The organism is Vibrio sp. 10N.239.311.G01 (assembly GCF_041465805.1).
GTDB classification, from domain to species: Bacteria; Pseudomonadota; Gammaproteobacteria; order Enterobacterales; family Vibrionaceae; genus Vibrio; species Vibrio crassostreae_C.
On record NZ_JBFSRM010000019.1, the window covers coordinates 83,664 to 108,198 of the forward strand.

Genomic DNA, 24,535 nt, shown 5'->3' on the forward strand with positions numbered 1-24,535 from the left:
TGAGAGGGTGTCTTAGGTAGAAATAGTGAAGGGGAATATTACCTTAAATCTCTGAATAGCGGGTAAAAAAATAGCCAGCAGAGGCTGGCTATTTTTAGAAAGCTTTAAAATACTAAATTAAAGTACTTTGATGCTGTCAGCTTGTGGGCCTTTTTGACCTTGAGATACTACGAACTCAACTTTTTGGCCTTCAGCAAGAGTTTTGAAACCGTCGCCAGTGATAGCAGAGAAGTGTGCGAATACGTCTGGGCCGTTTTCTTGTTGAATGAAGCCGAAGCCTTTAGTTTCGTTGAACCATTTTACTGTACCAGTAACTGTGTTAGACATGATGATATCCTAAAATTAAATTTTTATTTTGAGCCAATTGTGGCACTGATAGCGCGGAAAAGTTTATTGCTATTGCGTACAACACAACGGGGTTACTAGTAATCCAACGAAATGTTTATATACAAAGAACTTTCTTTCTAGCCGGAAACGAGTCTAAATCAAATCAGGGGATAGTCAATCGAATACATAGGGAAAGGTTGCAGAAACTTGGGGGTAGTCAAACTTTGCATTCCTTAAATATCATGGAGTTACAGTTGTATGGTGATTTGTTGTAGTTTTTGTGAAAAAGGTGGTCGAAATTGATGACGAATTTGGAGTCAATGCACTGTTTTAGCGCATTCATTTTTGCAAATTTAAAGCCGCTAACTGGGCGTTGAGCCCACTTTTAACGGCTTATATTTATAAATGTCGTTGTAAGGTAAGTGCCTTTACTTGAACGAGGTCTCGGCTACTTTTTCAAGCGGTACAGGTTGCCATTATCAGTGCTGAAGAAGATGTCTCCGTTTGGTGAAGTTTCGATGTCTCTTATCCTTTCGCCCAAGTCCTCTAAAATGCGTTCTTCCTCGATTGCCTCACCTTGTTCATTGACTGTCACAATATTGATGTGAGTAAGTTTTAGTGCGCCAGCCAGCAGTTTGCCTTTCAGCTCTGGGTATTTGTCTCCTTGGTAAACAAGCAAACTGCCCGGAGCGATTGAAGGAACATAGACTTTTTTTGGCGCTTCAATACCATCTTTGGTTTCCGATTCGCCAACGCTGATAGGGCCCCAATACTCTTTTCCGTGTGAGGTGACAGGCCACCCATAGTTGGCACCCGCTTTTATTAGGTTAATTTCATCACCACCGCGAGGGCCGTGTTCAATCGACCAAAGCTTTTGAGTCGGGAAATCGTAATACAGACCTTGTGGATTACGATGGCCAAAGCTCCAAATTTCATTGAGCACTTTGTTGTTATCCGTGAATGGGTTATCGCTTGGTGTGCTTCCATCGGCATTCAGTCGTAATATTGATCCGGCGTGAGTCATGGTGTCTTGGCCGTTGTCTCGATCACCTCGATCACCGATTGAAAAATACAGGTGGCTATCATCAAAGGTGATACGGCTACCAAAGTGACGTCCTGTGTCCGTTCTGGATTTAGTTACAAACACGTCTGTCCAATTGATGACTTCATTATTGCTGTAATTAGCAGAAGCCAGTGTTGTTACGCCTTCATCATCGATGTCTTTACTGTAAGTGACGTAGAACTTTCCGTTTTCAAAAGGGGAAAGTGCGATATCTAATAATCCACCTTGGCCTTTCGCCGATACATTGGGCAGCCTGAAGAGTGTGTGTTGATCGCCAGTTTTTAAATCGACATGTTTAATGACGCCTGATTTTTCTGTGACTAGCATGGACTTATCGTTGACATAAGCCAGTCCCCAAGGGATCACGAGTCCGTCGGTGATCTTCTCTGCCTGCCAAGCAAAGGCTGACGTTACAGGACCTGAGGCAAGCAGCGCCAAAGCACATGAAAAAATACGGTGATGAGTGTTCATTGAAGTCCCTTGATTATGAGCATCTAGTGTTAGTCTAGCGCTTGTGGCCGATAGTCGGAAAGCCGAGGTTGCTGAAAAGTGACTATTCACATATTTAGTTGAACGCCTATTGTATGATTATACAAGCTCACGTATGTTTACTCTGCCTTTCTCTATTTGATCCTGTCGGAGCATTATGAACAACTCACCAGCAGCATTTTCGCTATTTTCTCAGTTTTTATGTTGTGAGTTAGATACGCACGATTTTTCTTCGAACGGACCTATTAAACGATGAGTCGTGGATTTGATTTTAAATCGATCTTACTTGCGTGCTTGGTCATCAGTATCGGTCAGCTCAGTATGGGACTGGTGTTTCCATCACTACCTTGGATCGCCAAAGACTTCGATGTATCACTAGAGCAAGCCCAGCTATTGGTAAGCGTGTACCTATTAGGTTTTGGGCCTTCCCAGTTTATTTATGGCCCTATTTCCGATGCTCTTGGGCGCAAGAAAGTGCTGCTGAGCGGATTATTAATCGCCATGCTGGGACTATTGATGATCATTTTCTTCAGCCACTCGTTTACCAATATGGTGATGGGGCGATTTCTACAAGGCCTAGGAACCGGCTGTTGCGCTGTACTTGCTCGTGCCTCGACGCGCGATAGATTCAACGGCGCAGACTTGCCTTTGGCTATGTCTTATATTGCGATGGTTGCCTCTATAACACCTTTGATCGCGCCTGTTATCGGTGGGTTTATTAACTTCCACTTTGGCTGGAGTATGGTGTTTATCTCACTACTTGGCTATGTCTCATTGGCTTGGGTGGTATTGGCGTTCAAGTTTAAGGAAACCGTCACTAAGGTTTCGGCTATCCCTTCACCGAAGAAAATGATTTCTCAATACAAAGAGCTACTCACTTCTCGTTATTTTATGAGCTTTGCGAGTATTGGCTGGCTTAACTTTAGCTTGATGATCACCACCGTATCAGTGATGCCATTTATCATGCAAAATCAGATTGGCATGACGTCAGATGAATACGCGATGTGGGCGGTGATTCCTGCATTAGGCATGCTCGGCGGAACAAGCTTATGTAACCGTATTCGCCCTATGCTGGGCAACAAGAAAACTCTGTTATGCACACCTGTATTACATGTGGCTGCGGCGTTGTGGCTTTTCTTTTGTCCACTTGAGCCACTTTATTTAATGCTTGGCCAGTTCTTGATGATTCTTGGCAATGGTATAGCGTTACCTTGTGCTCAGGCGTTGGTGATGTTGCCTTATAAGAAGAACGCTGGCGCGGCTGCTGCGATGTCTGGCGGAGGGCAGATGGTGGTGTCTTCAATGGTGAGCATGGGGCTGGTTCAGTTAGGACTAGGAGAAGCGTGGCATCTATCGCTTGTCATCATGTTGTTCACACTGATTACCCTGTTTAATATTTTACGTGGTTTCAGTAGTCAAGAAGCGAGAGAGTCCCAGCTTAGCTAGTTATTTAATTATTTAGCTAGCTAGCTAGCTAGTGAGTGAAAAACGAAAAGGCCATTGAAGTTTATGATTTCAATGGCCTTTATTATGCTTAGAGCTTAGAGCTTAGAGCTTAGACTGAAATGCCCGAACTATTCACAGACGACTGCAACCTTCTCACTTGCTGCAGTATTGGCTGGCACTGGATGATCGATCAGTCGGATAGGGGACTCATACAGTGCTGACAAAGCCTCTTCATCGAGTAACTTATCCGCGCTGCCTTCGAACGCAATCTGACCTTTTTTCAGGGCGACAATATGCGTCGCGTAACGAAGCGCTAGGTTCAAATCGTGTAAAATAACGATCACCCCAACATCTTCTTTTTTGTTGAGTTCAGACAGTAAGCCCATTAGCTGAAATTGATGATGAACATCCAGTGCAGAAGTCGGTTCATCAAGGATCAATACCGGTGACTGTTGAGCTAGTAACATAGAGACCCACGCTCGTTGACGTTCACCACCAGATAAGTCATCCGCTAATGCTTGTGAGAATTCAGTAACACCGGTTCTTTCCATTGCTTGCTGGATGATCGACTTATCTTCTGAATTCCAACGGCCTAGTGCGCCTCTCCATGGGAAACGCCCTAAACGAACCAGCTCTTCGACAGTTAAGCCAGCAGAAGCGGGGAGTTTTTGCGGTAAATAAGCAATCTGCTTGGCTAAGTCTTTGCTTTTGAATGAAGAGAGGGAAGCGCCGTCTAGTTCCACGCTGCCATGATCTGGTGACATCTGCCCTGAGAGTAAATTAACGAGTGTAGATTTACCCGAACCATTATGGCCAAGAACGACGGTCAGTTCGTTGGTCGGAATCGAGAGGTCTTCGATTGAGAGAATCGTTCGTTCATCACGAACAATTTTGATGTTTGAAAGCTGAAACATGTCAGTCCTGTGCCTAGACCAATAAAGCGCTTCAGTGAAATTAAACGAGCTTTATTGGCTTTTAAAAATAGAGGGTGTTATTGAGCTGTTTTTTTGTTGTCGGGATGTCTTGGGCAATCGTCGCAATACTTTCTAGAGTCGCACTTATAAACTAAGCAGCAGCTGATTCTGATCAGTTTTAGCATCCCCGAATCAGCGTCTATTTTAAGGCTGTTTAAATGATTTTCAGGTAACTGGCATGCTTCTAACCAAAGCTTAGCTTGTTCAGTGATATAATCGTTGGTTAGGCTCGGTTCGTGCTGCTGTAGTTTTATCAAGCTGCCTAATAATAGATCAGCAAGTAGATGATTGGTAAACCCCGGACGAATACGTGTCCACTCACTAATCTGGCTACGATAAAACTCTGTGAGTGCAAGAATAGCTTCGCCTGCTTGTGGAATCAGTTCTTCTGGTGAACCGTGTTGATGATCACCATTAAAGAAACGGTAGCCTGTGACAAATTCTTTGTACCTAAACTGGCCGATGTTCTTAATATCAGGCAGTGAGTGAAGGCCGTAGATAGATATAAAGGTCACGTAGATTGGTTGCCAGCAAACCAGATCCCACGTTCGGGTTAACCAATAGGCTTTGCCTGCTTCAGGGTGGCTCTGCGCAAGGCCATCGTAAACTCGTTTGATTTCTTTATGGCTATCATCATTCGTTATTGCAATGCTCTTGCTATGCAGAACACCAAAGCTTCCACTTAAATAAGGTGTCACTTGTTTTGAGTGAGCGAAGATTTTCTGATGTAGAGACGGGGCTCTCCGACGAGTGATAATATTGTGCAGCTGGGAAAGCATCATAAACCATTAAATGAGAATCAGTAGCGTTATCATAACGGACATAATCGAGGATAACCATACAAAATGGAGCATCTACTCGGTGCCTCTATCTTTTGGTCATTTTATAGAACACACATGAGCGCTTCTTTTTTTGAGTGATAAAAGCCGTTTTAAATGATAAAAGTATTGGTGAATCGAATATGTCGCTGTCAACTATAGAGAATATGAAAGCTTAAATATGAACACACCTGCATTTGGTCGTATCAGTCGCGTTTTAACCTATATCCATTCGAACCTTAGCTCCTCGCTATCGTTAGAAGATATTGCGACACAAAGCTGTTGGTCTCGTTGGCAGCTTCAGAGAGTGTTTCAAGCTGAAACAGGGCTTACTGTGGCTAACTATGTGAGAGAGCTAAAGTTAAGCCAAGCTGCAGAACACCTGCTTGATGGAAAAGATCGCGTGATAGATATTGCTCTTGGGCTCGGGTTCAATTCAGAAATAAGCTTTAGCCGCTCGTTTAAGCAGATGTTTGGGTCTAGCCCAAGTCAGTATAGAAAAGCAGGCAAAAGAGTCGGGCTAAGAAAGCCGATACAAGTATCTGAAACAGCGAGTACTTCTGAAAAAGGGGCGTTAAGCTTTGTGGAAGTGCGCATTGATGAAAGAGAGTCTTTCCTAGTGAAAGGCATGACATCAGAAATCAGTGGTCTGTTTTCACTCACGCAAGACTTCGCTCAGAAAGTCCCTCAGCTATGGTCACGTTTAGAAGGTGAAGTTGAGATCCCTGACGACAACGTGCTCCAGTTCATTGGCGTGGTTGACCTGACTCAGTCTTGCTTTGACGGGACTAATATTCACTATTGGGCAGGGGTAGAACTTCAGGAAGGAATTTCAATCCCGCAATTACCGAGTATTATCTCTGAAAGATTAGAGGTACTGACGGTTCCTAAGCAAACTTATGCTGTAGTGAAGCACTGTGGTCCAATTGAGAATTTACGACACACCTTGAGTTGGTTTGTGCTGAATTGGATGCCAAGTTCAGGTTATCGTGGCGTCGATGGATATGAGCTTGAAGTGTACCCGTTTGCCTATCAAGCACATGCCTCTGACGCTGAAATGGAGTACTGGGTTCCTATTATTAAATCGTAGTCATATTCCCGCTCACTCTCTTCTAGCAAAGCCTTCCTATCAATAGGGTCAATTGTCTTTTTAATCATCAATTGACCGTTTTCGACTAAAAATAGGTCAAGTTCTTTTTGAATTTGCACCAAATTGTTAATTATCCCACCTCTAGATACATACAATGCAAATGAGATTTATTATTATTTATATTAAGCATTGGTACCGAGGGAATTATGACCACTCACACTCGTTTTAAGTATTCATCATTGGCAGTAGCGTTGCTGACTGCGTTTTCAGCGCAAGCATTGGCGGAAGAAACCGTTACTGCGGCAGATTCGAATATAGAAACTGTCACTATTATGGGTAAAGCCTATCGTAATACAGCCACAAAATCGGCACTTGAGCCGGAAGAAACACCTCAAGGTATTACAGTCATTGATGAAGAACAGTTAGAGCAACGAGGTGTAAAGTCTCTTAACCAAGCGCTTAGATACGCGCCGGGTGTTGTGACTGAGCAAAAGGGCGCATCAGTAACCATGTACGATACGTTCTCGATTCGTGGGTTTAGTAACAATCAGAGTTACTACGATGGCTTGATTCTGCCGTTCCTGACTGGATGGAACCTGCAACCTCAGATCGACCCTATTGCGATTCAGCAAGTTGAAGTGTTTAAAGGCCCTACGTCTGTGTTGTATGGATCGATGCCGCCGGGTGGTATGGTCAACATGATCGCGAAGGCACCGCAAGAAGACGGGTCGACAAAAGTGGGTGTATCTACAGGCTCAAGAAACTTGATGGAAGCGTCAATTGATACTTCAGGTCAGTTAGGTGACAGTGACTTTTCATATCGTTTAGTTGCACTCGCTCGTAAACAAGACAGCCAAGTTGATAACGCTGAAGAAGAGCGTTATGTGATTGCTCCATCGCTAGATTGGCAGGTATCTGATCGAACACTTATTAACTTCAATCTTTACTATCAGAATGATCCGTCAATGGGTACTAACTCTGCAATGCCGCTCGAAGTATTGAAGGCAAGTGATCCATCTGTGTCGATGGGCGACAAGAACTGGAGTACTTTTGAACGTGAAGTCTTGATGTTAGGTTACAAAATTAACCACCAAATCAATGACAACTGGACTTTCCTTCAGAACGCTCGTTATTCCGATGCGTCGCTATATCAAGAAAACACCTACCATCGCGGTACGAATTTTAACGCCGCAACTGGTAGCTTAATTCGAAATGTGTATAGCACGGATGAAGACTCTCAAAGCTTTGTTATCGACAACCAAGTATCAGGTCGCGTCGAGGTTGCTGGGCTAGAGCATAACTTATTGTTTGGTCTCGATTACCTAAAACTGACGGGCGACTCTTTGTATCAAGAGTTCACCGCGAACGCTGGTTTCTACGGATTTAACGCATACAACCCAAATAATGACTTGCTTGATAAGAGTCAGCTACAAGAGAATTATCGTGAATCACATGACATCACGACCGAGCAACTGGGCTTGTATTTCCAAGATCAAGTTCGCTACGACGCGCTGGTTTTACTTGCTGGTGGACGTTACGACATGTTCAAAGCGAGTGACGAAAAAACGAGCATTTATCCAACAAGCGATGGCACAGAAAAAGCGGATCACAATCAGTTCTCTTACCGCGTAGGTGCTTTGTATGAGTTAGATAATGGCATCTCTCCATTTGTAAGTTACGCGACGAGTTTTGAACCAGCTGCTGGTACCGATATTAACGGTAACTCTTTAAAACCTCAGCTGGGTGAGCAAGTCGAACTAGGTGTGAAATACCTGTCTGCTGATATGGCACAGCAACTTACAGCATCATACTTTTACATTACTAAGAAAGATTCAATTGCTGCCGATCCATCGGATCCAACGTATCGCTCTAAGATTCAGTTAGGCGAAGTGCGTTCTCAAGGTGTCGAAGTCGAAGGCAGATGGTTTGTAACGGAAGATTGGGATGTGAACGCGAGCTATACATACGTCGATATGGAAGTAACGGAAGATGCAAACCCTGACCTTGAAGGAACGACACCAATCTATGTACCGACACATGCCGCTAATCTATGGAGCAATTACTATGTCTATGGTGGTGCTTTATCGGGAACTCGCTTCAGTGCAGGTGCTCGTTACATGGGTGAAATGGAGATGGATGCAACGAATACTCAAGGAAAAGTACCATCATATACGGTTGTCGATTTATCCGTAGGTTATGACCTAGGGGAAGCAAGTGAAACTCTGTCAGGTGCAACGGCTAACTTGCTGGTTAACAACCTGTTTAATGAAGAGTACTACACCTGCTACGACCAATCGAACTGTTGGTTCGGTGCAGAGCAGTCAGTAGAACTCAGCGTGAACTACGAGTTCTAATTCATTTGAATACATAAATCTAAGCAGCCTGTGTAGGCTGCTTTTGTCGTTAAATAAACAATTAAAAAGTGACAGTGATTATATGAAAGCCAACTATTTTACTTCTCGTTTTCCTAAAGTGAGTTCGTTCATTGTCTCATTGAGCTTGTTGTTATCAGCTCAAGCGATGGCCAACTTTCAAGTTGAAGACAGTGAGGGTGTTAAAACCCTTGAAGCTCAGCCTGTTAGAGTGGCTGCGCTGAACTGGGACATAGCCGAACAAGTGATTGAACTCGGTGTTACACCAGTAGCGGTACCTGATATTGCAGGTTATACCGATTGGGTTGTTCAGCCTGCGATTCCAGAAGGCGTGGCGGATATTGGCACTCGAACTGAACCTAACTTTTCGGCGCTTAAAAAGCTAAACCCTGATGTGATTCTTATCGCTTCTCCTCAGAAAGATCTTCAGGAACGACTTTCTGAAATTGCGCCCGTGCTTTACTACCAAACGTACAGCGAACAACACAGCAATGCAGCGGCTGCTATTGAGAATTTCAAGAAGATCGGCCAGTTGCTTGGTAAAGAAGAACAAGCGAACCAAAAGCTGGCCGCAATGGATGAGCGTATCGCTGTTCTAAAAGCTGAGTTAGATAAAGCGTATCCGGGCGACAAACCGAAAGTCACTTCTTTCCGTTTTGCGAGTACTACATCGGTGTTCATTTATGGCGATAACTCGATTCCACAATACGCACTTGAGCAGCTTGGCGTTGATAATGCGATGGATCTTCCTGCAAGTCAGTGGGGCATCAGTCAAAAACGCATGACCGAGCTTAAGAACGTGAAGAACGGCATTGCGCTTTACTTTGAACCTTGCCCATATCAAGACAAGCTAAACCGTTCTCCGGTTTGGAAGAGCATGCCCTTTGTTCGCAATGGTCAATTTAGCCCAGTAGCGGCAAGTTGGAGCTACGGCGGTGCTATGTCGATCTTGTATAACGCAGAAGCCATGGCGCAATCGTTGTTGACGCTAGCGGAGCAGTAATGAAATCCAGTGGTTTTATGATGGGGGCTGCGCTGCTTTGTGCTGCCCTTGTTCATTTATGGTTAGGGCAGTCGGAATTTGGTCCTATTGGTGAGTTGCTTCAGCAAGTCTCACAGATCAGTGACATCGCGACATTCAACTCAATGGTTGATGATTCATTTGAGTTGATGGCGTTAGCCTATGTCAACTTACCTCGCTTGGTGATGGCGATCTTGGTTGGCGCAACACTTGGCACCATCGGCAGCTTGTTTCAACAACTGACACAGAATCGCATGATGTCCCCGTTAACCTTAGGTACATCGTCAGGTGCATGGCTTGGTCTGGTTATTCTGAATGTGGTGGCGCCGATGTTGGTCGCTCAGTATTCAGTTTGGTTTGCTTTGGTCGGTGCGCTGCTTGCGATGGGGCTGATTGTTTCGATTGTCGGAATCAAAAACATGAGCGGCTTGCCAATTGTATTGGCGGGTATGGCGGTCAACTTGTTATTAGGGGCATTTGCAACGGCGATTATTCTGCTCAACGATCAGTACGCACAAAATCTGTTTGTATGGGGAGCGGGCGATCTAGGGCAAAATGGCTGGGAACAAGTGCTTTGGTTGATGCCTAAGCTGTTGCCGATTTTTGCCATATTCTTCTTAGCTCCGCGAGTTCTGACTTTGCTTTCCATCGGCACTGAAGGGGCTGCGGCGCGCGGGCTCAATATTGGCACGACCTTCTTTGTGCTAATGGCAATCGGCGTTTGGTTGGTTTCAGTGTCGATTACCTCAGTGGGCGTGATCAGCTTTATCGGCTTGATTGCTCCGAACATCGCTAGGCATCTAGGTTTTCTAAAGGCTAAATCTGAACTCATCGCGAGTTGTGTATTAGGTGCGCTATTACTTTGTGTCACCGACAGCTTGGCGATCTTCTTGGCGCAATGGTCTTTGGACATGATTCCAACAGGGACGGCAACCGCAGTGATTGGTGCTCCTGCGTTGATCATTATTGCGAGAAAGCAAATGTCTGCTCAAGATCAGTTGTTTTTCTCAATGCCTAAAGGTCCGAAGTCTATTTCATCTTTGGCTTACTTCTTGTTGGGCTTGATGATCTTCGGGTTGTTCGCGTTGAGCGCATTGTCACAGCCTTCTTCTGATATGGGCTACTTTGTTATCCCAGATGCATTTGAATGGTCTATTCGTTGGCCGAGAATGTTAACCGCGATATTCGCTGGTGGTGGCTTAGCGGTGGCTGGGGTGATTTTACAAAGGTTGGTCTACAATCCGCTCGCAAGCCCAGACATTCTTGGTGTGTCGGCGGGTGCGGTTCTAGCTTTGATTTTCAGCAGCTTGTTTATGGGATATTCGATTCACTCATTGAGCCCTTGGATTGCTTTCTTAGGCAGTGCGATTGCACTCTGTCTATTATTGTTCCTTGGCAAGAAGCATCAGTTTGCGCCATCGATTTTGATCCTTACCGGTATTTCGCTGACCGCAGTCTTGGAAGCTTTGGTGCAATTCTCTTTAACGCGAGTGGGTGAGGGGAAATACACATTATTGGCTTGGTTAGCCGGCTCTACTTACCGTGTGGAGCCTGAATCAGCCACTATAATGGCAGTAGTGATAACGGCTTGTATTGGTGTTGCTCTGTTACTGAGCCGTTGGGTGACCTTAATTGCGACTGGACGACAGTTCGCGAGTGCCAGAGGGTTGAATATCAATATCGCATACGTGGCACTGTTGTGTATTGTTGCGATCTTATGCTCGGTCGTGACAACAACCATGGGGCCTGTCGCGTTTGTCGGCTTGTTAGCTCCGCATATCGCTGCAATGGTGGGGGCTCGTTTGGTTCGAGAGCAGATCATCTTGTCGTTTTTAATTGGTGCAGCATTGATGCTATTCGCCGATTGGCTAGGGCAAGTGGTGGTGTTCCCAGCGCAGCTTGCGGCAGGGACGTTAGTTTCCATTATTGGTGGTAGCTACTTCATCTTCTTGTTATTGAAATCTCGAAGAACATAGGTTCTACCAAAACTGAGAATCCTTGATTATCAAAGCTATTGGTATTCAAAACTACTGGCAAAAGCTATTGGTAATAAAAGATACGAATGAAAAGCAGTGAATGGAGCGAGCCATCACTGCTTTTTTATTGATGTCGTTTGTGTAAGGGAGCGGTGTTAAGCAACACAGGTCTCGCTTCTTAATGTGCAAGTTTGGCATATGTTAATAAAATGTATAACCTAAAGGTCTGACCACTTGTAAGGTAGCCACCATGCCAAACCTCGATCGTATTACTTGTTCTATCGATGAAAACCAAATTGCGACGGTTGTGTTGAATCGACCCGATAAGCTCAATGCTATTGATATGGCGATGTTTGAAGCCGTTAATGACATGATAAGTGAGCTCAAGAAGAACAGAGATATTCGAGCTGTTATTGTTAAAGGCAGTGGTTCAGATTTTTGTTCTGGTTTAGATGTTAAATCGTTATTGAACAGTAAAGTAGGGGCGATGAAGCTCTTGTTCAAATGGTTACCGACATTACCCAATGCTGCGCAGCGCTTTTCGCTTGGTTGGCGAGAGATCCCATGTCCTGTCATTTTTGCGATTCATGGTCGTTGTTGGGGAGGCGGCCTTCAATTAGCCAGTGGTGGTGATTTTAGGATGGCCAGTCCAGACGCGACCTTCTCGATATTGGAAGCGAAATGGGGTTTGATTCCAGATATGGGAGGCGCCATCGCATTTCGAGAGTTAATGCGTAAAGATCACACCTTAGAAATGGCGATGACCGCTAAAGAGATCGACTGTGAAAAAGCGAAAGACTATGGGTTGGTAACCAAGATTGCCGAAGACCCTTATGCTGAAGCTTATGCATTGGCACTTGAGTGTGCGAATCGGTCGCCAGATGTTGTCGCTGCTAATAAGAAACTCTACAACAAGACTTGGTGGTCAAGCCCTGGCATGGCCGTATTTTATGAGACCTGGTATCAGATAAAGGTAGGGTTAGGTAAGAATAGAGCAATCGCTGCTCAACGTGAAATTCATCGAGACAAGCCACGTCCATACGTCGCGAGAAAGTTCAAATAGCGTTTGTACAGGAATAACGGATATTCCATTTGTTTATGGGGCTTTGCGGTAACCTTAGAGCAATTTAATGTCTAAGGCTAAATGAGCAATCTAATGAACAAAACTTTTACTTACTCGCTAGCTGCCACCGCAATTTTTACAAGTTTAAATGCTTTCGCAAGTGGTTTGTTTTTACAAGAAGCTGTCGTCGCCAATGCCGGTACTACCGGCGCCGGTGATGGTGTTTACACTCGCTCTGCCGCGGCGATGTGGACTAACCCAGCAACCATGTCTCACATGGGTGAAAGCAAAACCACGATCAATACCATGGCGTTCGATCTTGAGATGAAATATCAAGATAACCAAGATTCTAGCGATGATGGAAAAGGGCACTCAGTTCTTCCCTCATTTGGTGCCTTTCATGCTCATCAAGTCACAGACAAATTGCACCTTGGTATTGCACTTGGTGCTGTTGGCGGTTCAAGCCTCGATTATGGCAGTGATTGGGCGGGTGCTGCACTTCTAGAAGATATCACTCTCACAGCAATGCAAGTGAATCCATCACTGAGTTATAAGCTGAATGACCAGTGGTCAGTAGGCGCGGGTGTGCAATTCAGCTGGGCAGCATTTGAGCAGTCAACTTCTGGGTTTACAGCTAAACAAGATACCGATTGGACCTATGGATATAACCTTGGTGTGATGTATACACCAACGGATAAACTTAAGTTGGGTGCCAGCTACCGCTCGAAACTAGAACATGAGTTTAAGAATGATGTAAATGGCGTTATTAACCAAGGCGTATTGAATTCATTATCAACTGATATTGCTTTACCTGAAATCATCGATGTCAGTGCGAGCTATGCTTTGAACTCTCAACTTGACCTGCTTGCTAGTATTCAGTTCCACCGTTGGAGTGAATGGGATACAACCGTTCTTGATTTTGGAATAGCAGGAAGTCCAATTAATGGTGTTCCGATTGAACGTGACTGGGATGACGTTTGGAAATTTGCGGTAGGTGCGGATTATCAATTGAATTCAGACTGGCGTTTGAAAGCTGGCTTCTCTTACGAAACTTCTCCGCAAGACGATCCGTCAATGCAATGGGTTGACCTTCCTGTGGGTGAACAGTACCGCTACTCAGTTGGCGCATCTACCTACTGGGACGACATCTTAATTGATGTGTTCTATGAATACGCTGATTTGGGTTCAGTTGAGATGGATCGATATGGTCGATTTGGTCAAGTTAATCTGTTGAATGGTTCGTTCGATGGCCGTATCCACTTTGTTGGTGTTAGCGCGACCTTCTAATGACATTACGTAATCTACTAATCATTACTTTAGTGTCTTTATTTTCAACGGGTGCTTTTGCTGAAGAGAAGCACCCTGATGATCCGACTAAAATCGTAACCAAAGCTGGCGTTGCTTATAACGAAGATCTGCAGTTCTCTGGGTCTATTGGGCTTGATGAAGCGCGAATGATCAATGCTCGTGTCAATGCAGACGGCGAAGAGTGGCGATTAGGCGGTTCATGGCTGTTGCCTATGGGTATTGTTAACTTCAACTTTAGCCGTTCTGAATATGACAACGATGCTTATAAGAACAACTACAGTATTGGTACGTTTATCCCACTGAGTTATTTCGACATTGAGCCGTTCGGTTGGCAAATCTTCCCTATGGCTGGGTACAGCTATAATGACGGCGAAGTAGCGGTTTTCGATGATGATAACGTTGGCTCTGACTATGTATTGATGCCGAGTGCAACACACGGTGGTTACATTGGCGCGTTTGGCTTAAAAACGATTACGGATGAATGGTCTATCATGGGCTTCGGTGGTGGTTCAATGGGCTCTGATGATTATTCAGGGTATTGGGCAGGCGGCGGTGCTAGCTACAAGTTGAGTGACGCTCAATCATTCAACTTCTTCACTATTTTTGCTGAGGACGATTTCGGTGAAAATAACAGTGTTGGCGCGTCTTACACCTATGAGTTCAAATAACTGTTAGCAGGCAGAAATTCGCAGGTGGACACCTCTCGTAAGAACCATTGACTTAGTCCAGATTAAATTGAACAAAGTCGCTTATTAAAACTTAGCGACTTTCTTTTGTTACCATTTCTCCAATCTTTTTTATCTCTTTTTGATGCTTTCTATATCTTTCTCACATGAGAGTGCCGCTCTCTTAATCTAGATTAAGTTTTCGCTGCCTTATTCTCTGTAGTATCCGCCTGAATCAGTGCCCATGCTTAATGGGTAACTTGCGTAACACGATTTTGAGAGGAAGACACTTGAGCACTTTGTTTACAGAAACCCACATTGGCAAGATGACACTAAAGAATCGCTTCATGAGAAGTGCAACGTGGGAAAATATGGCCACCGAAGATGGGCATATGACAGATAAACTGTACGCTATCTATGAAGAGTTGGCTCAAGGTGAAGTCGGCCTGATCGTGACGGGCTACGCGAACATTGTTGAAGAAGAAAAGCCGAATGCAGGCATGATGGGTATGTATAACGACTCATTCATTGAAGAGTATCAAAAGCTGACTCAACTGGTGCACGACAACGACTCTAAAATCGTGATGCAGTTGGCTTATGGTGGCACCAAAACCACGCATGACCTTGGCGAGCGAGTAATCTACGCACCAAGTGAGGTTCCAGAAAAAGGAACTCAAACTCTAGGCAAAGCGATGACCAAAGACGAGATCGACTACATTGTTGATGCGTTTGCTCAAGCGTCTTTGAGAGCACAGAAGTCAGGCTTTGATGGCGTTGAAATTCATGCCGCTCACACTTACCTGATTAACCAATTTCTAAGCCCTTATTACAACCAACGTGAAGATGAATACGGCGGTAGCTTAGAAAACCGCATGAGATTTTTGTTAGAGATCTATACCGCGACACGTAAGCTGGTGGGTGATGATTTCCCTATCTTGGTTAAGCTCACGGCATCCGAGTTTTTTGAAGGTGGCGTCACCTTTGAGGAAACACGTATTGTCTGTAAAAAGCTTGAACAAGTGGGTGTGGATGGCATTGTCGTGTCAGGCAATATTCATGGCAAAGCAGACACTATGATTGGCGAGTCGCACGATGGTTTTACCATTCAAGCTGAAGGCTACTTCCATGAGTATGGTCACGCGATTAGCCAAGACGTTAATATCCCAGTGATCACGGTTGGTGGTCTAACGGATTTTGATGCTATCGAAGCGATTGCAAACAACACGGGCATTGAGTACTTCGCGCTTTCAAGACCGCTGCTTTCTGAACCCCATTTAGTGAAGCGTTGGAAGGAAGGGGATAGAAGCCCTGTTGAATGCGAACGATGCTCTAAGTGTCGTACTAAGCGCGGTAACTTCTGCGTGGTGAATAAAGACAGAAAAGTACAGCTTGCACGCATGTAGTCGCTGAGCCCAGCTCCAAGCGAGCTCCGAAGTTTATAGCTGAGTCTAAGTTTGAGCCTGTGTAATCGCGCAGGCTCTTGTTCATTCCGTATTCCACGAAACGAAATTTGAAACCTTATTAATCACATCTTCCTGTCAAATTGGCGCGACTAAACAGTTACACTACGCCTGTAAATTATCCAACCAAGTTATCGATAAAAACTGAGCAAACTTTGAAACTACTTCCTCTTCTTAAGCAACCTCGAATCCACTGACGTCTCTTTAGTTTTAGCGATATTGCTATGATTTAAGCGTGATACTCACTATTCATCCCAGTGAACCCTGTATTTATAGGGCGTTAGTTTGTACACCTTGGATTTGCATCGTCGAACATTTTGATAGTTAACGAATAAAACTTAATAGATCATTCAGAGGTAAAAATGCAAAAGAAGCATTGGTCCAAATTCGAGTTGCTGCATGAAGTCGTAACCAACCCCAATATTCACGTAAAAGGTCAACACAGTTATTACAGCGATTGCTGGGATAATGGGTTCGAGCAATCTGTCGTCCGTTATTTACATGGCGACGAAGTCAGCCGCCAGTGGGAGCCTCGATGGGAAATCGACGAACTCCATATCGGCGATTATGTCTGCATTGGCGCAGAGGTTGTGATTTTAATGGGTGGCAACCATACCCACAGAGTTGATTGGTTTTCGCTGTATCCATTTATGGATGTAATCGACGATGCCTACATTGGCAAAGGTGACACTCACATTGAAGATGGGGTGTGGTTAGGCATGCGAGCGATGGTGATGCCCGGTGTGACGATTGGCGAAGGCGCTGTGGTTGCAGCGAATAGTGTGGTGACTAAAGACGTCGCTCCATACAGCATTGTCGGTGGTTCTCCAGCTAAAGTCGTCAAATACCGCTTTGATGAGTCCGTTATTGATGAACTCATGTCATTCAAAATATACGAGTGGCCCTCAGATAAATTTGAAGCGCTGAAACCGTATTTATGTAACTCAGACTTTTCAAAGTTAAAGCAGGCGATAACGGATTACGACAATTGTTTGTAAGGAGCACTTGTAACGAGCGTTTGTAAGGTACAGGTATAGCCACAGATTTGTATAGAAAGATCTGTGTCATATTTATATTGAAAAACACGTTAAATCAGTCCGTTACCTTGCAATACTCAACATGGTGTACCAATCTTATTTCATAAGCATGGATAAGGATTGTGTATGCCCGCAAGTTCAATGAAAAACAAAGGGGTGGTGGGGAAAGTCCTACTGCCTTCTTTACTCATAAATCTTCTCTCTCTCGCCGTTCCGTTAACGGTTTTGCAAATTTACGATCGTATTTTACCTAACCAAAGTTACGGTACTGCCACTTTGTTGTTGGCGGGTGCAGCGTTGGCTGTTGCCATGGAAGCATTGATCCGGTTTGTGCGTACTTGGCTTTTGTCAGCCGCGGCCAGCAATACCGAGAAAGCGACCTATCAAACCTTGGTTGAAAGAGTAACAAAGGCTTCATCAGGCCATCTTCGCCACATTGGTGTTGGTGGCGTGGAAGAGGGGCTGGGCTCAGTATCAAAAGTCAAAGATTGGTATTCCGGTGGTGTGATTGCAGGCTTTATTGATTTGCCTTTTGCATTGATCTTCTTGGGCTTGGTGGCTTACATCGGCGGTGAGCTGGTGGCGATACCTTTGGCAGTTTGGCTGATTACTCTCGGAATCGTTTGGTTATCTTCTATTCGCGTTAAAAGCTTAAGTGAAGAAGCTTCCCAAGATGAGCAGGAGCGAAAAGCGTTCTTGATTTTACTGAGCCAAACCATTCAGGGAATCAAACGCCAGGCTGTTGAGTCTCGAATCTTCAATCAGTTTAAATCCCTCAATAATGTTCGCTCTCAGTCTAAAGCGAGAGAAGAAGAACAGAATGCCTTCGCCCAAGAATGTATTCAGCTTGCTGCATTAGCCACGTCAGTTTTACTTGTGATTACGGGGAGCTTGTGGGTGTTGGATGGCCAGTTAACCACTGGTGGATTGGCGGCATGTTCTATCTTATCGGGCAGAGCCGTCGCACCTTTAAGTGCTTTGGTGGGAGTTCGAATTAAGCTTAATTCAATACACAGTGCTAATCAGGCAATAGAAAAATTGAGTGACTTATCACTATCGGATTCTTCAGATTCTGAGCAAGCCGAGAACCACTTATCTGACTTTGAGACGTTGGAAATTCAGCAAGCGACCGTTGAAAGATACGGTGAACTCTCTCATGCAGATATCACCTTGAATAAAGGTGAGTTGGTATTGTTAGAGAGTGAAGATCGCCACACCAACAGTCATTTATTGTCGTCGATTGCAGGTATTGATGATCTAAAAGCGGGTGAGTGCTTCATTAACGGAGCTGCAGTTTCAATCGCATCCGTAACCAATATTGCTGCCTACTGTGGCGTTAAAGGACAACTGGTGTCGGGGACCATTCTTGACAACTTGTGTGGCTTTGACCCTGAGAAAACACAAAGCGCCAGTGACTATGCAAAGCGTTTGGGTTTAACCAAAGAGATTACTCGATTACCCGATGGACTAGAGACACAAATTGGCCATACGAGTGCTTCTTTGTTGAGTATGGGTAACGTGAAAATGCTCAATATCGCGGCTCAATTGGCAAGTGATAAACCCATAATCATGTTGGAAAGGCCGGATTCTTCACTTGATTTAGACGCCCTTGGGAATCTAGCTAAGGTGTTGGAAGAAGAAGTAACGGCAGGGCGCACGATACTGATGGTGAGCTACCATTCGAAGCTTCGCGAATTTGCTAATCGAATCATTACAGTGGAAAGTCGAGCTATTACGGTCGACAGCGAGAGCAATCAGGAGGCCGTCGTATGAATCGTTTAGATATTGGTAACCCTTCAGGTACGAACAACCGTGCAGATACCAGCGGTCGACAAGAGGTGATGAACCATTTAGAAACCGAGAGCCTTTCCGTTCTTAAGCAGTTGGAAGTTAATGCTAATATCCAGTTGTTCGCACATCAATGGGTCGATGAAAATGGCATTGAATCAATCGACGATATGTTTGCCTTGTTCGACAGGCTTGCACTGCCTTATCGCTTGGTTGCCAACCTAGATGAAGTTGGTGAACATAAATTGGTCTTACTGGTACTTGGTGAACATGAGCTGGTCTCTGGTCATTTAGAATCCAAGCAATTTGTTGCCTTTAATGCCAATGACGACATCACCGATGTCCCTCAGTTTTGTATTGTTATCGAAGGGCCACCATTAGAGAAGGCCTCTCCTGATTGGGTTGGCGAAAGGTTACATGCGTTTCGTCCCATCATTCCTAAATTGTTATTGGTCAGCTTTATCACTAACTTATTTGCGCTTGCCGTTCCTTTCATCACGATGTCGATTTATGACCATGTGATTGGCGGTGATGCAGGGCATGAGCTGCAAGGTATCGCCATTGGCGCGGCGTTGTTGTTTGTGATGATGGGTTGGTTGAGAACATTACGTAGCCGAGTGTTTGCTTCAGTTTCCAACCGAGTAAGTCGTGAGATTTCTCAATCCCTCGTGCAGCGTCTGCTTCGTAATAGCTATGCTCAAAATCAGCAAACAGCTTCTTCTAGTCAGCAAAACCAAGTGATGCTGTCAGAGCGTATTTCAGGTGTGCTATCGGGGCCATTAGGAAATGCGCTGTTTGATCTGCCATTCATTCTTATTTTTGTACTTGCGATAGGTGTTTTAGGCGGGTGGTTGGTACTGGTTCCAGTCGTCTCTTTAATCCTTTATTACTTGCTAGCAAAACGCTCGATACGCTCTAGCAGCAAGCGCTCTATGCAATCGACAGTGGCAGGTACGAATCGTCAAAACATGACCAATGAACTGTCATCCAAGCTTGCCTTTATTCGCAGTGCTGGATTCTCAGAGCACTGGATTCAACGTTTCAAAAAAGCCAATCTTCTTGCTTCAACAGTGACCTTTAATCAATCGGTTCTCCAGAGTCGGTACACCTCGATTTACTATTTCATTGGTGTGGGCTCGACACTCGCCGTGATGGGGTTAGGCATAGGACTTATTTTTGAACAAGTGATGACCCCTGGTGGTTTGATTGCTTCAATGATGTTGATATCTAAGGTGACGGGTCCAGCTCAGGTGTTGGCAAACAGTGCGATGCGTTTTAATAGCTTTAATCAATCCAAGCTGCAAGTGAACCGTATTTTGTCTCAGCCGTCTGAGCGTGAATTCAGTTACCAGCATCACCCGTTACCTGTGGTAGCGCCTAACTTGAAATTAGAGCAAGTGACACTGCGCTATCCCAAACAGAGTCGCCCGGCCTTGAATGGTGTGAGTTTTGATATTGAAGCCGGTGAAATTGTCGCGATTACCGGCCCTTCTGGGAGCGGTAAATCAACATTAATTGAAGTGCTGTCTGGCTTGCAGCCTATCCAAAACGGCATGGTCGAGCTTGAAGGCGTTAACCTCGTTCAATACGATCCGCAGCTTTATCGCCACTGGTGTTTCATTCGAGCCGCATATCCTGATTTGCTCACGCTGAGTATTCGAGAGTGGCTAAACGACGGTCACAAAGTCGAAGATCAGAAAATGATCTCTGCAATTGAAATGGTCGGTGGAAAGCGTTGGTTCGAGACATTATCAGGTGGGCTCGATACTTCCATCAGCAGTATTCAGCCGGACAGCCTTTTTGACATGTTGTCTGGCAGCGTCGCGCAGATCCTCATTGACGCGAAAGCGCTGGTTTATGACTACCCAATGTTCTTAATGGATAATCCTGTGCCTGATGCTCACCCAAATGCTAAACGTATGTTTGGTGAGTTTGTGCAATCGAAAAAAGGAAAAGCAACGGTGATTTACACGTCCCACGATCCGGATTTAATCAAGCTTGCCGATAAAGTGGTGGTATTAAATGAAGGTGCAGTGGTTTATGCCGGTCCATTAGAGCCGGAGCAGTCTTCGAAGCAGGAACAGCCTTCAGAGCCTCAAGCTTCTCAAGAACCGCAGTTATCTGAGCAACCGTTATCTCAAGAGCTACAGCCGTCAACTCAAGAGGCGTCTGCTCAACAAAATGCAGCCCAACAAGAACAATCAGAGTCTAAGCAAGGAGTCGCTAATGACTAAACAATCTATCGAGAAGGGCAAGCGCTACGGTGAGCTTGTTGAATCACAAAATACGGCTCGTACATTAGCGCTGGCCACATGGTCGGTTGCCTTATGTGTTATTGCTTTTGCCACTTGGTCTGTAGTCACTCAAGTTGATGAAATCGCCAAAGCCAAAGGTGCTGTGATTCCGGAAGGCGAGAAGCAAGTATTACAAAGTGCGATTGGCGGTAAGTTAAAGCAAATTCTTGTTAAAGAAGGCCAGTTGGTAGAGAAAGGCCAGCCGCTTGTTGAGTTTGATGCCACTTTCCAGCGTACCGCCCTTGAAGAGCTAAAGTCCCAACAAGTGACGCTTCTAGCCAGTGTGGAACGTATGAATGCGTTGCTTGAGCAACGTGAGCCTAACCTTGCTGAGTTTGAGGTCGATTACCCAGAGATCGTCAGCCAGCAAAAAGCGCAGCTGAACGCGCAAAAAGCCCTCTACTTCCAAAAGCGTGTGGTGCTTGAGAAAGAGAGCGAGCAAATTGCAGAGCAGCTTCGTAGCGTAGAAAAGGCCTTGCCGAGTTATGAGAAAGAGTTAAATGCGACTAAGCAAGAGTTGAACATACTGGAGAAGGGTTATAAAGCGGGTAACATTTCACGTTTACGTGTGCTTGAAATGCGACAAAAATTGGCCAGTATCGAACAGAAAATCGAAGAAGCTCGTGGCAAGAAGTCGGTATTGATTAGACAAGCTGACAGTAATGACCAAAAAATCATACAGCTTCTGGCGGAAGCGAAAGCTAAAGTGAGCGATGATCGTTCTAAAGCCGTATCTGACTTATCAGCATTGAATGCTAGAGTTCGTTCAAGCCAAGCTAAATTGACGAACACTATGTTAGTGTCACCGCTACAAGGCTTGGTGCAAAGCATACCAAGCACGCAGGATGGTGGTGTTATTCAGCCGGGTGGCACGGTAGTTGAAATTGTGCCTGTCGGAGGGAACGCTGACTTCAAAGCACGTTTGTCCCCAAGAGATATTGGTTTTGTGAGTGTTGGGCAGCCCACTCGAGTCAAGATTGATGCGTTTGATTACAGCCGCTTTGGGGCTTTAAAAGGGGCGGTAGAGAGTATTTCACCGACCACAAGTCAAAGCGAACGTGGCGAGATCTATTATGAAGTTGTAGTGTCGGTTGATACGCCTTACTTCCGTGATAACCCTGAAAGCTTTTCCATACTGCCGGGTATGACGGGTGAAGTAGACATCACAACTGGCGAGAAGTCGGTGTTCCAATACTTATGGAAACCGATTTATACCAATGTTAGCGTGGCGTTTGGAGAGAGGTAAAGTCCTCCACTCTGGCTTGCATAAAAAAGGAGCACATGCCGTGCTCCTTTTTTTATCTAACCGAAGGGGTGATGTTCTAGTTATTTGGGTCTATGTCAGGCAGTCCGTCAACGTCATTATGATGGTGTAAAGAATCATCAATAGATGGGTTATCGGTATGGTGAGACAGCCCATCACTCATACCATCGTCAGTTTGCTCAGCCCCATAAGCACTCTCGGCATCACTGAAAATGATATCGATATCATGCGCTACTGGTACATTGTGTGACGGTGAATCTATAGACGGCGAGTCAGCATTAATACCCAGAGCGTCTAGGTAAGCATGGGCACCAGAACGCTGTTCGTGTTCGCCTATCGCTGTATGTTCTAGGTTTGCCGTCACCTCATCAAAATTAAGAGTAACTTCATCAGGGGTGCTGAAAGAGGCATCCGGTTCATCCGCTTGGCTCATGCCGGGTGCTGGAGGAGGTGGTGGAGCGATTGGCGATAAATCCATGCCAGTTAGTGTGGTTTGGTCAATGTGATGTCCGCTGTTTCCATGGACGGATTGCGAGTGCAAATGTAGGTGCACCGCGACTTGTGAGTTTTGATCGCCTCCTAGGGTTAAAACAAACGAGTCGGTTTCGTCTGTACCACTACCGTAAGAGCCTCCTGTATGTGTCTTAACGACGCCTGATGAAGTTTGTTGGTAATCGTAACTCAACTCTCCGGTTGCAGGATTGACATGCAAAGTACCAAATTGACCGTGTAATGCAGTGAGAGAGTGTCCGTGGTGATCTGATATTCCCCAGCCTGTCATTGGCGTAGGCGTTCCTTGGTGAATAATTGGAGGAATTCCGATTGAGGCATGCAGGTCCTGATTGCCTGCACTGCCGGTAATTTTTGCAGGGGCAACTAGGGTTGGCATTGGTGGAACATCGCTGTGTCCATCAATGTGCATTTCAACTTCTTGAGTTGTAATGCCCCCGTGTCCATCATCGACTAATAGAGAAAACTTATCGGTCAATTGTTCACCATTATTTAAAGCATTAACATGGCTATTGCTGTTATTAAGTGTGTAGACCCAAGTTTGTGTATTGCTATTATAGGTAACAGAACCATACTGTGGCTGATGTTGGCTATCAATACTGACAGAATGTTGATCGCTATGATCAACATCGCTGATAATAATTTGCCCAGAGGTCGCATTTGCAGCATCTTCATCAATGTTATGTGCACCTGCGATAACTTCAGAAACTGTTGGTTTATCATTAGTGCCATGCACATTGATGGTAATAATTTGTTTATCACCACCAGCGGTCGTTACTTCATATTGAACCTGCTCGACTTGCCCTGCCGCTAAGTGCTGAATATTGGCATTGGGAACCGAATAAGCCCAATCACCGGCTTTTCCAATGGTCAGATGACCGCCATAGGGATCACTGACCGCATGGGCATTACGAGTGGCGTAAAAATGATCTTCACTGGCATCAGGATCGATAACATTCAACACGCCAGTGACAAATATCGTATGTTGAGCATCACCTTGTACATGGCGATCTTCTGTAATTTGACCGCTTTTATCTCCGGTGAAGATCGCAGCATCGCCAGCTGCCGAGAGCGTCGTTGATGCGCCCGTGTGGGTCACACCACCGTGAGCATCTTTAACATCATAGCTAAAATGCACTTGGCCGTTATAGTCTTTATCTGGGGTAAACGTGAAGGTGCCATCGGCATTTAATACAATAGCACCGTGGTCAGCCTGTAGGTTTTCAATGGATAATTTGCCAATATCGTTGTCGTCAACATCGCTAGAATTGGCCAGTAGCTGTGCAGGGGTGAGGACTATCTGGGTATCTTCTAAGCCATTCGCTAAACGTACTTCAGCTGATGCAACTGGCGCATCATTGGTGCCATGAACGGTCACTGTAATATCTTTTTTAGCACTGCCATCGATAGATTCAACGGTAAAGGTTTGCTGGAAGCTTTCCCCTGCGCCTAAATGTTGGACTTTATCATTGTCAATATCGTATGACCATTGGCCCTGTGCGTTGATATTGAACCGACCACCTTCGGCGGTAGTGATGGTTTGTGCGATAAAACCGGCTTGATCGTGATC

Annotated in this window: 18 protein-coding genes; 13 read left to right on the top strand and 5 right to left on the bottom strand. The window is 45.1% G+C overall.

The genetic code is table 11. The features are described 5' to 3' along the window. Positions 1-117: 117 nt before the first annotated feature. Together AB6D06_RS15510 and AB6D06_RS15515 are read right to left on the bottom strand one after the other, a co-directional pair. Positions 118-327 carry a cold-shock protein gene (locus AB6D06_RS15510; protein WP_010430417.1) on the bottom strand — a complete coding sequence of 70 codons (210 nt, stop codon included), beginning with the start codon at positions 325-327 and terminating at the stop codon, positions 118-120. 448 nt (positions 328-775) lie between these two features. After that, positions 776-1,861 carry a PQQ-dependent sugar dehydrogenase gene (locus AB6D06_RS15515; protein WP_372110909.1) on the bottom strand — a complete coding sequence of 362 codons (1,086 nt, stop codon included), beginning with the start codon at positions 1,859-1,861 and terminating at the stop codon, positions 776-778. Between the two features lie 270 nt (positions 1,862-2,131). Here AB6D06_RS15515 and AB6D06_RS15520 point away from each other — a divergent pair, with 270 nt between their 5' ends. Continuing rightward, complete coding sequence (locus AB6D06_RS15520; protein WP_065583717.1) at positions 2,132-3,325, top strand: multidrug effflux MFS transporter; 1,194 nt, start codon at positions 2,132-2,134, stop codon at positions 3,323-3,325. Between the two features lie 128 nt (positions 3,326-3,453). Here the strand turns inward: AB6D06_RS15520 and AB6D06_RS15525 are convergent, their stop codons facing one another. After that, positions 3,454-4,239, bottom strand: a complete 786-nt coding sequence (locus tag AB6D06_RS15525) for an ABC transporter ATP-binding protein (RefSeq protein WP_102333678.1) — start codon at positions 4,237-4,239, stop codon at positions 3,454-3,456. Positions 4,240-4,316: 77 nt separating this feature from the next. Further along, positions 4,317-5,078 carry a siderophore ferric iron reductase gene (locus AB6D06_RS15530; RefSeq protein ID WP_102333677.1) on the bottom strand — a complete coding sequence of 254 codons (762 nt, stop codon included), beginning with the start codon at positions 5,076-5,078 and terminating at the stop codon, positions 4,317-4,319. Between the two features lie 220 nt (positions 5,079-5,298). On the opposite strand from AB6D06_RS15530, the gene AB6D06_RS15535 reads away from it, so the two are divergent. From AB6D06_RS15535 to AB6D06_RS15590, 12 genes are all read left to right on the top strand, one after another. Continuing rightward, a complete protein-coding gene (locus tag AB6D06_RS15535; RefSeq protein ID WP_017086415.1) occupies positions 5,299-6,207 on the top strand; it encodes an AraC family transcriptional regulator in 909 nt (302 codons plus the stop codon). Between the two features lie 206 nt (positions 6,208-6,413). Further along, positions 6,414-8,561: a TonB-dependent siderophore receptor gene (locus AB6D06_RS15540; protein WP_102333676.1), complete on the top strand. Its 2,148-nt coding sequence runs from the start codon at positions 6,414-6,416 to the stop codon at positions 8,559-8,561. An 82-nt stretch (positions 8,562-8,643) separates the two neighbouring features. Beyond that, a complete protein-coding gene (locus AB6D06_RS15545; RefSeq protein WP_372110913.1) occupies positions 8,644-9,582 on the top strand; it encodes an iron-siderophore ABC transporter substrate-binding protein in 939 nt (312 codons plus the stop codon). After that, positions 9,582-11,576 (top strand): Fe(3+)-hydroxamate ABC transporter permease FhuB, encoded by a 1,995-nt coding sequence (gene fhuB, locus AB6D06_RS15550; RefSeq protein WP_102487275.1) that lies wholly within the window; start codon positions 9,582-9,584, stop codon positions 11,574-11,576. The genes AB6D06_RS15545 and fhuB overlap by 1 nt, the downstream gene beginning before the upstream one ends. A 250-nt stretch (positions 11,577-11,826) precedes the next feature. Beyond that, complete coding sequence (locus AB6D06_RS15555) at positions 11,827-12,639, top strand: crotonase/enoyl-CoA hydratase family protein (protein ID WP_229648333.1); 813 nt, start codon at positions 11,827-11,829, stop codon at positions 12,637-12,639. 93 nt (positions 12,640-12,732) lie between these two features. Continuing rightward, positions 12,733-13,926 (top strand): OmpP1/FadL family transporter, encoded by a 1,194-nt coding sequence (locus AB6D06_RS15560; RefSeq protein ID WP_372110917.1) that lies wholly within the window; start codon positions 12,733-12,735, stop codon positions 13,924-13,926. Then, the gene (locus tag AB6D06_RS15565; RefSeq protein ID WP_372100295.1) at positions 13,926-14,615 is read left to right on the top strand and encodes a hypothetical protein; all 690 of its coding nucleotides are present in this window, start codon (positions 13,926-13,928) and stop codon (positions 14,613-14,615) included. The genes AB6D06_RS15560 and AB6D06_RS15565 overlap by 1 nt, the downstream gene beginning before the upstream one ends. A 287-nt stretch (positions 14,616-14,902) precedes the next feature. Further along, positions 14,903-16,015 carry an NADH:flavin oxidoreductase gene (locus AB6D06_RS15570; RefSeq protein WP_032546839.1) on the top strand — a complete coding sequence of 371 codons (1,113 nt, stop codon included), beginning with the start codon at positions 14,903-14,905 and terminating at the stop codon, positions 16,013-16,015. 419 nt (positions 16,016-16,434) lie between these two features. After that, positions 16,435-17,070, top strand: a complete 636-nt coding sequence (locus AB6D06_RS15575) for a CatB-related O-acetyltransferase (RefSeq protein ID WP_017061734.1) — start codon at positions 16,435-16,437, stop codon at positions 17,068-17,070. A gap of 165 nt (positions 17,071-17,235) precedes the next feature. After that, a complete protein-coding gene (locus AB6D06_RS15580; RefSeq protein WP_372100293.1) occupies positions 17,236-18,882 on the top strand; it encodes an ABC transporter transmembrane domain-containing protein in 1,647 nt (548 codons plus the stop codon). Then, on the top strand, positions 18,879-21,131 hold the full coding sequence (locus AB6D06_RS15585; RefSeq protein ID WP_372102981.1) for an ABC transporter transmembrane domain-containing protein: 2,253 nt from the start codon (positions 18,879-18,881) through the stop codon (positions 21,129-21,131). Before AB6D06_RS15580 ends, AB6D06_RS15585 begins: the two co-directional genes overlap by 4 nt. After that, entirely contained in the window at positions 21,124-22,437 is a 1,314-nt protein-coding gene (locus AB6D06_RS15590) for an HlyD family type I secretion periplasmic adaptor subunit (RefSeq protein ID WP_017061737.1), read from the top strand. Before AB6D06_RS15585 ends, AB6D06_RS15590 begins: the two co-directional genes overlap by 8 nt. A 76-nt stretch (positions 22,438-22,513) precedes the next feature. On the opposite strand, the gene AB6D06_RS15595 is transcribed toward AB6D06_RS15590, so the two are convergent. Then, the coding region (locus tag AB6D06_RS15595; protein WP_372101483.1) for a VCBS domain-containing protein at positions 22,514-24,535 on the bottom strand (2,022 nt) is incomplete at its 5' end.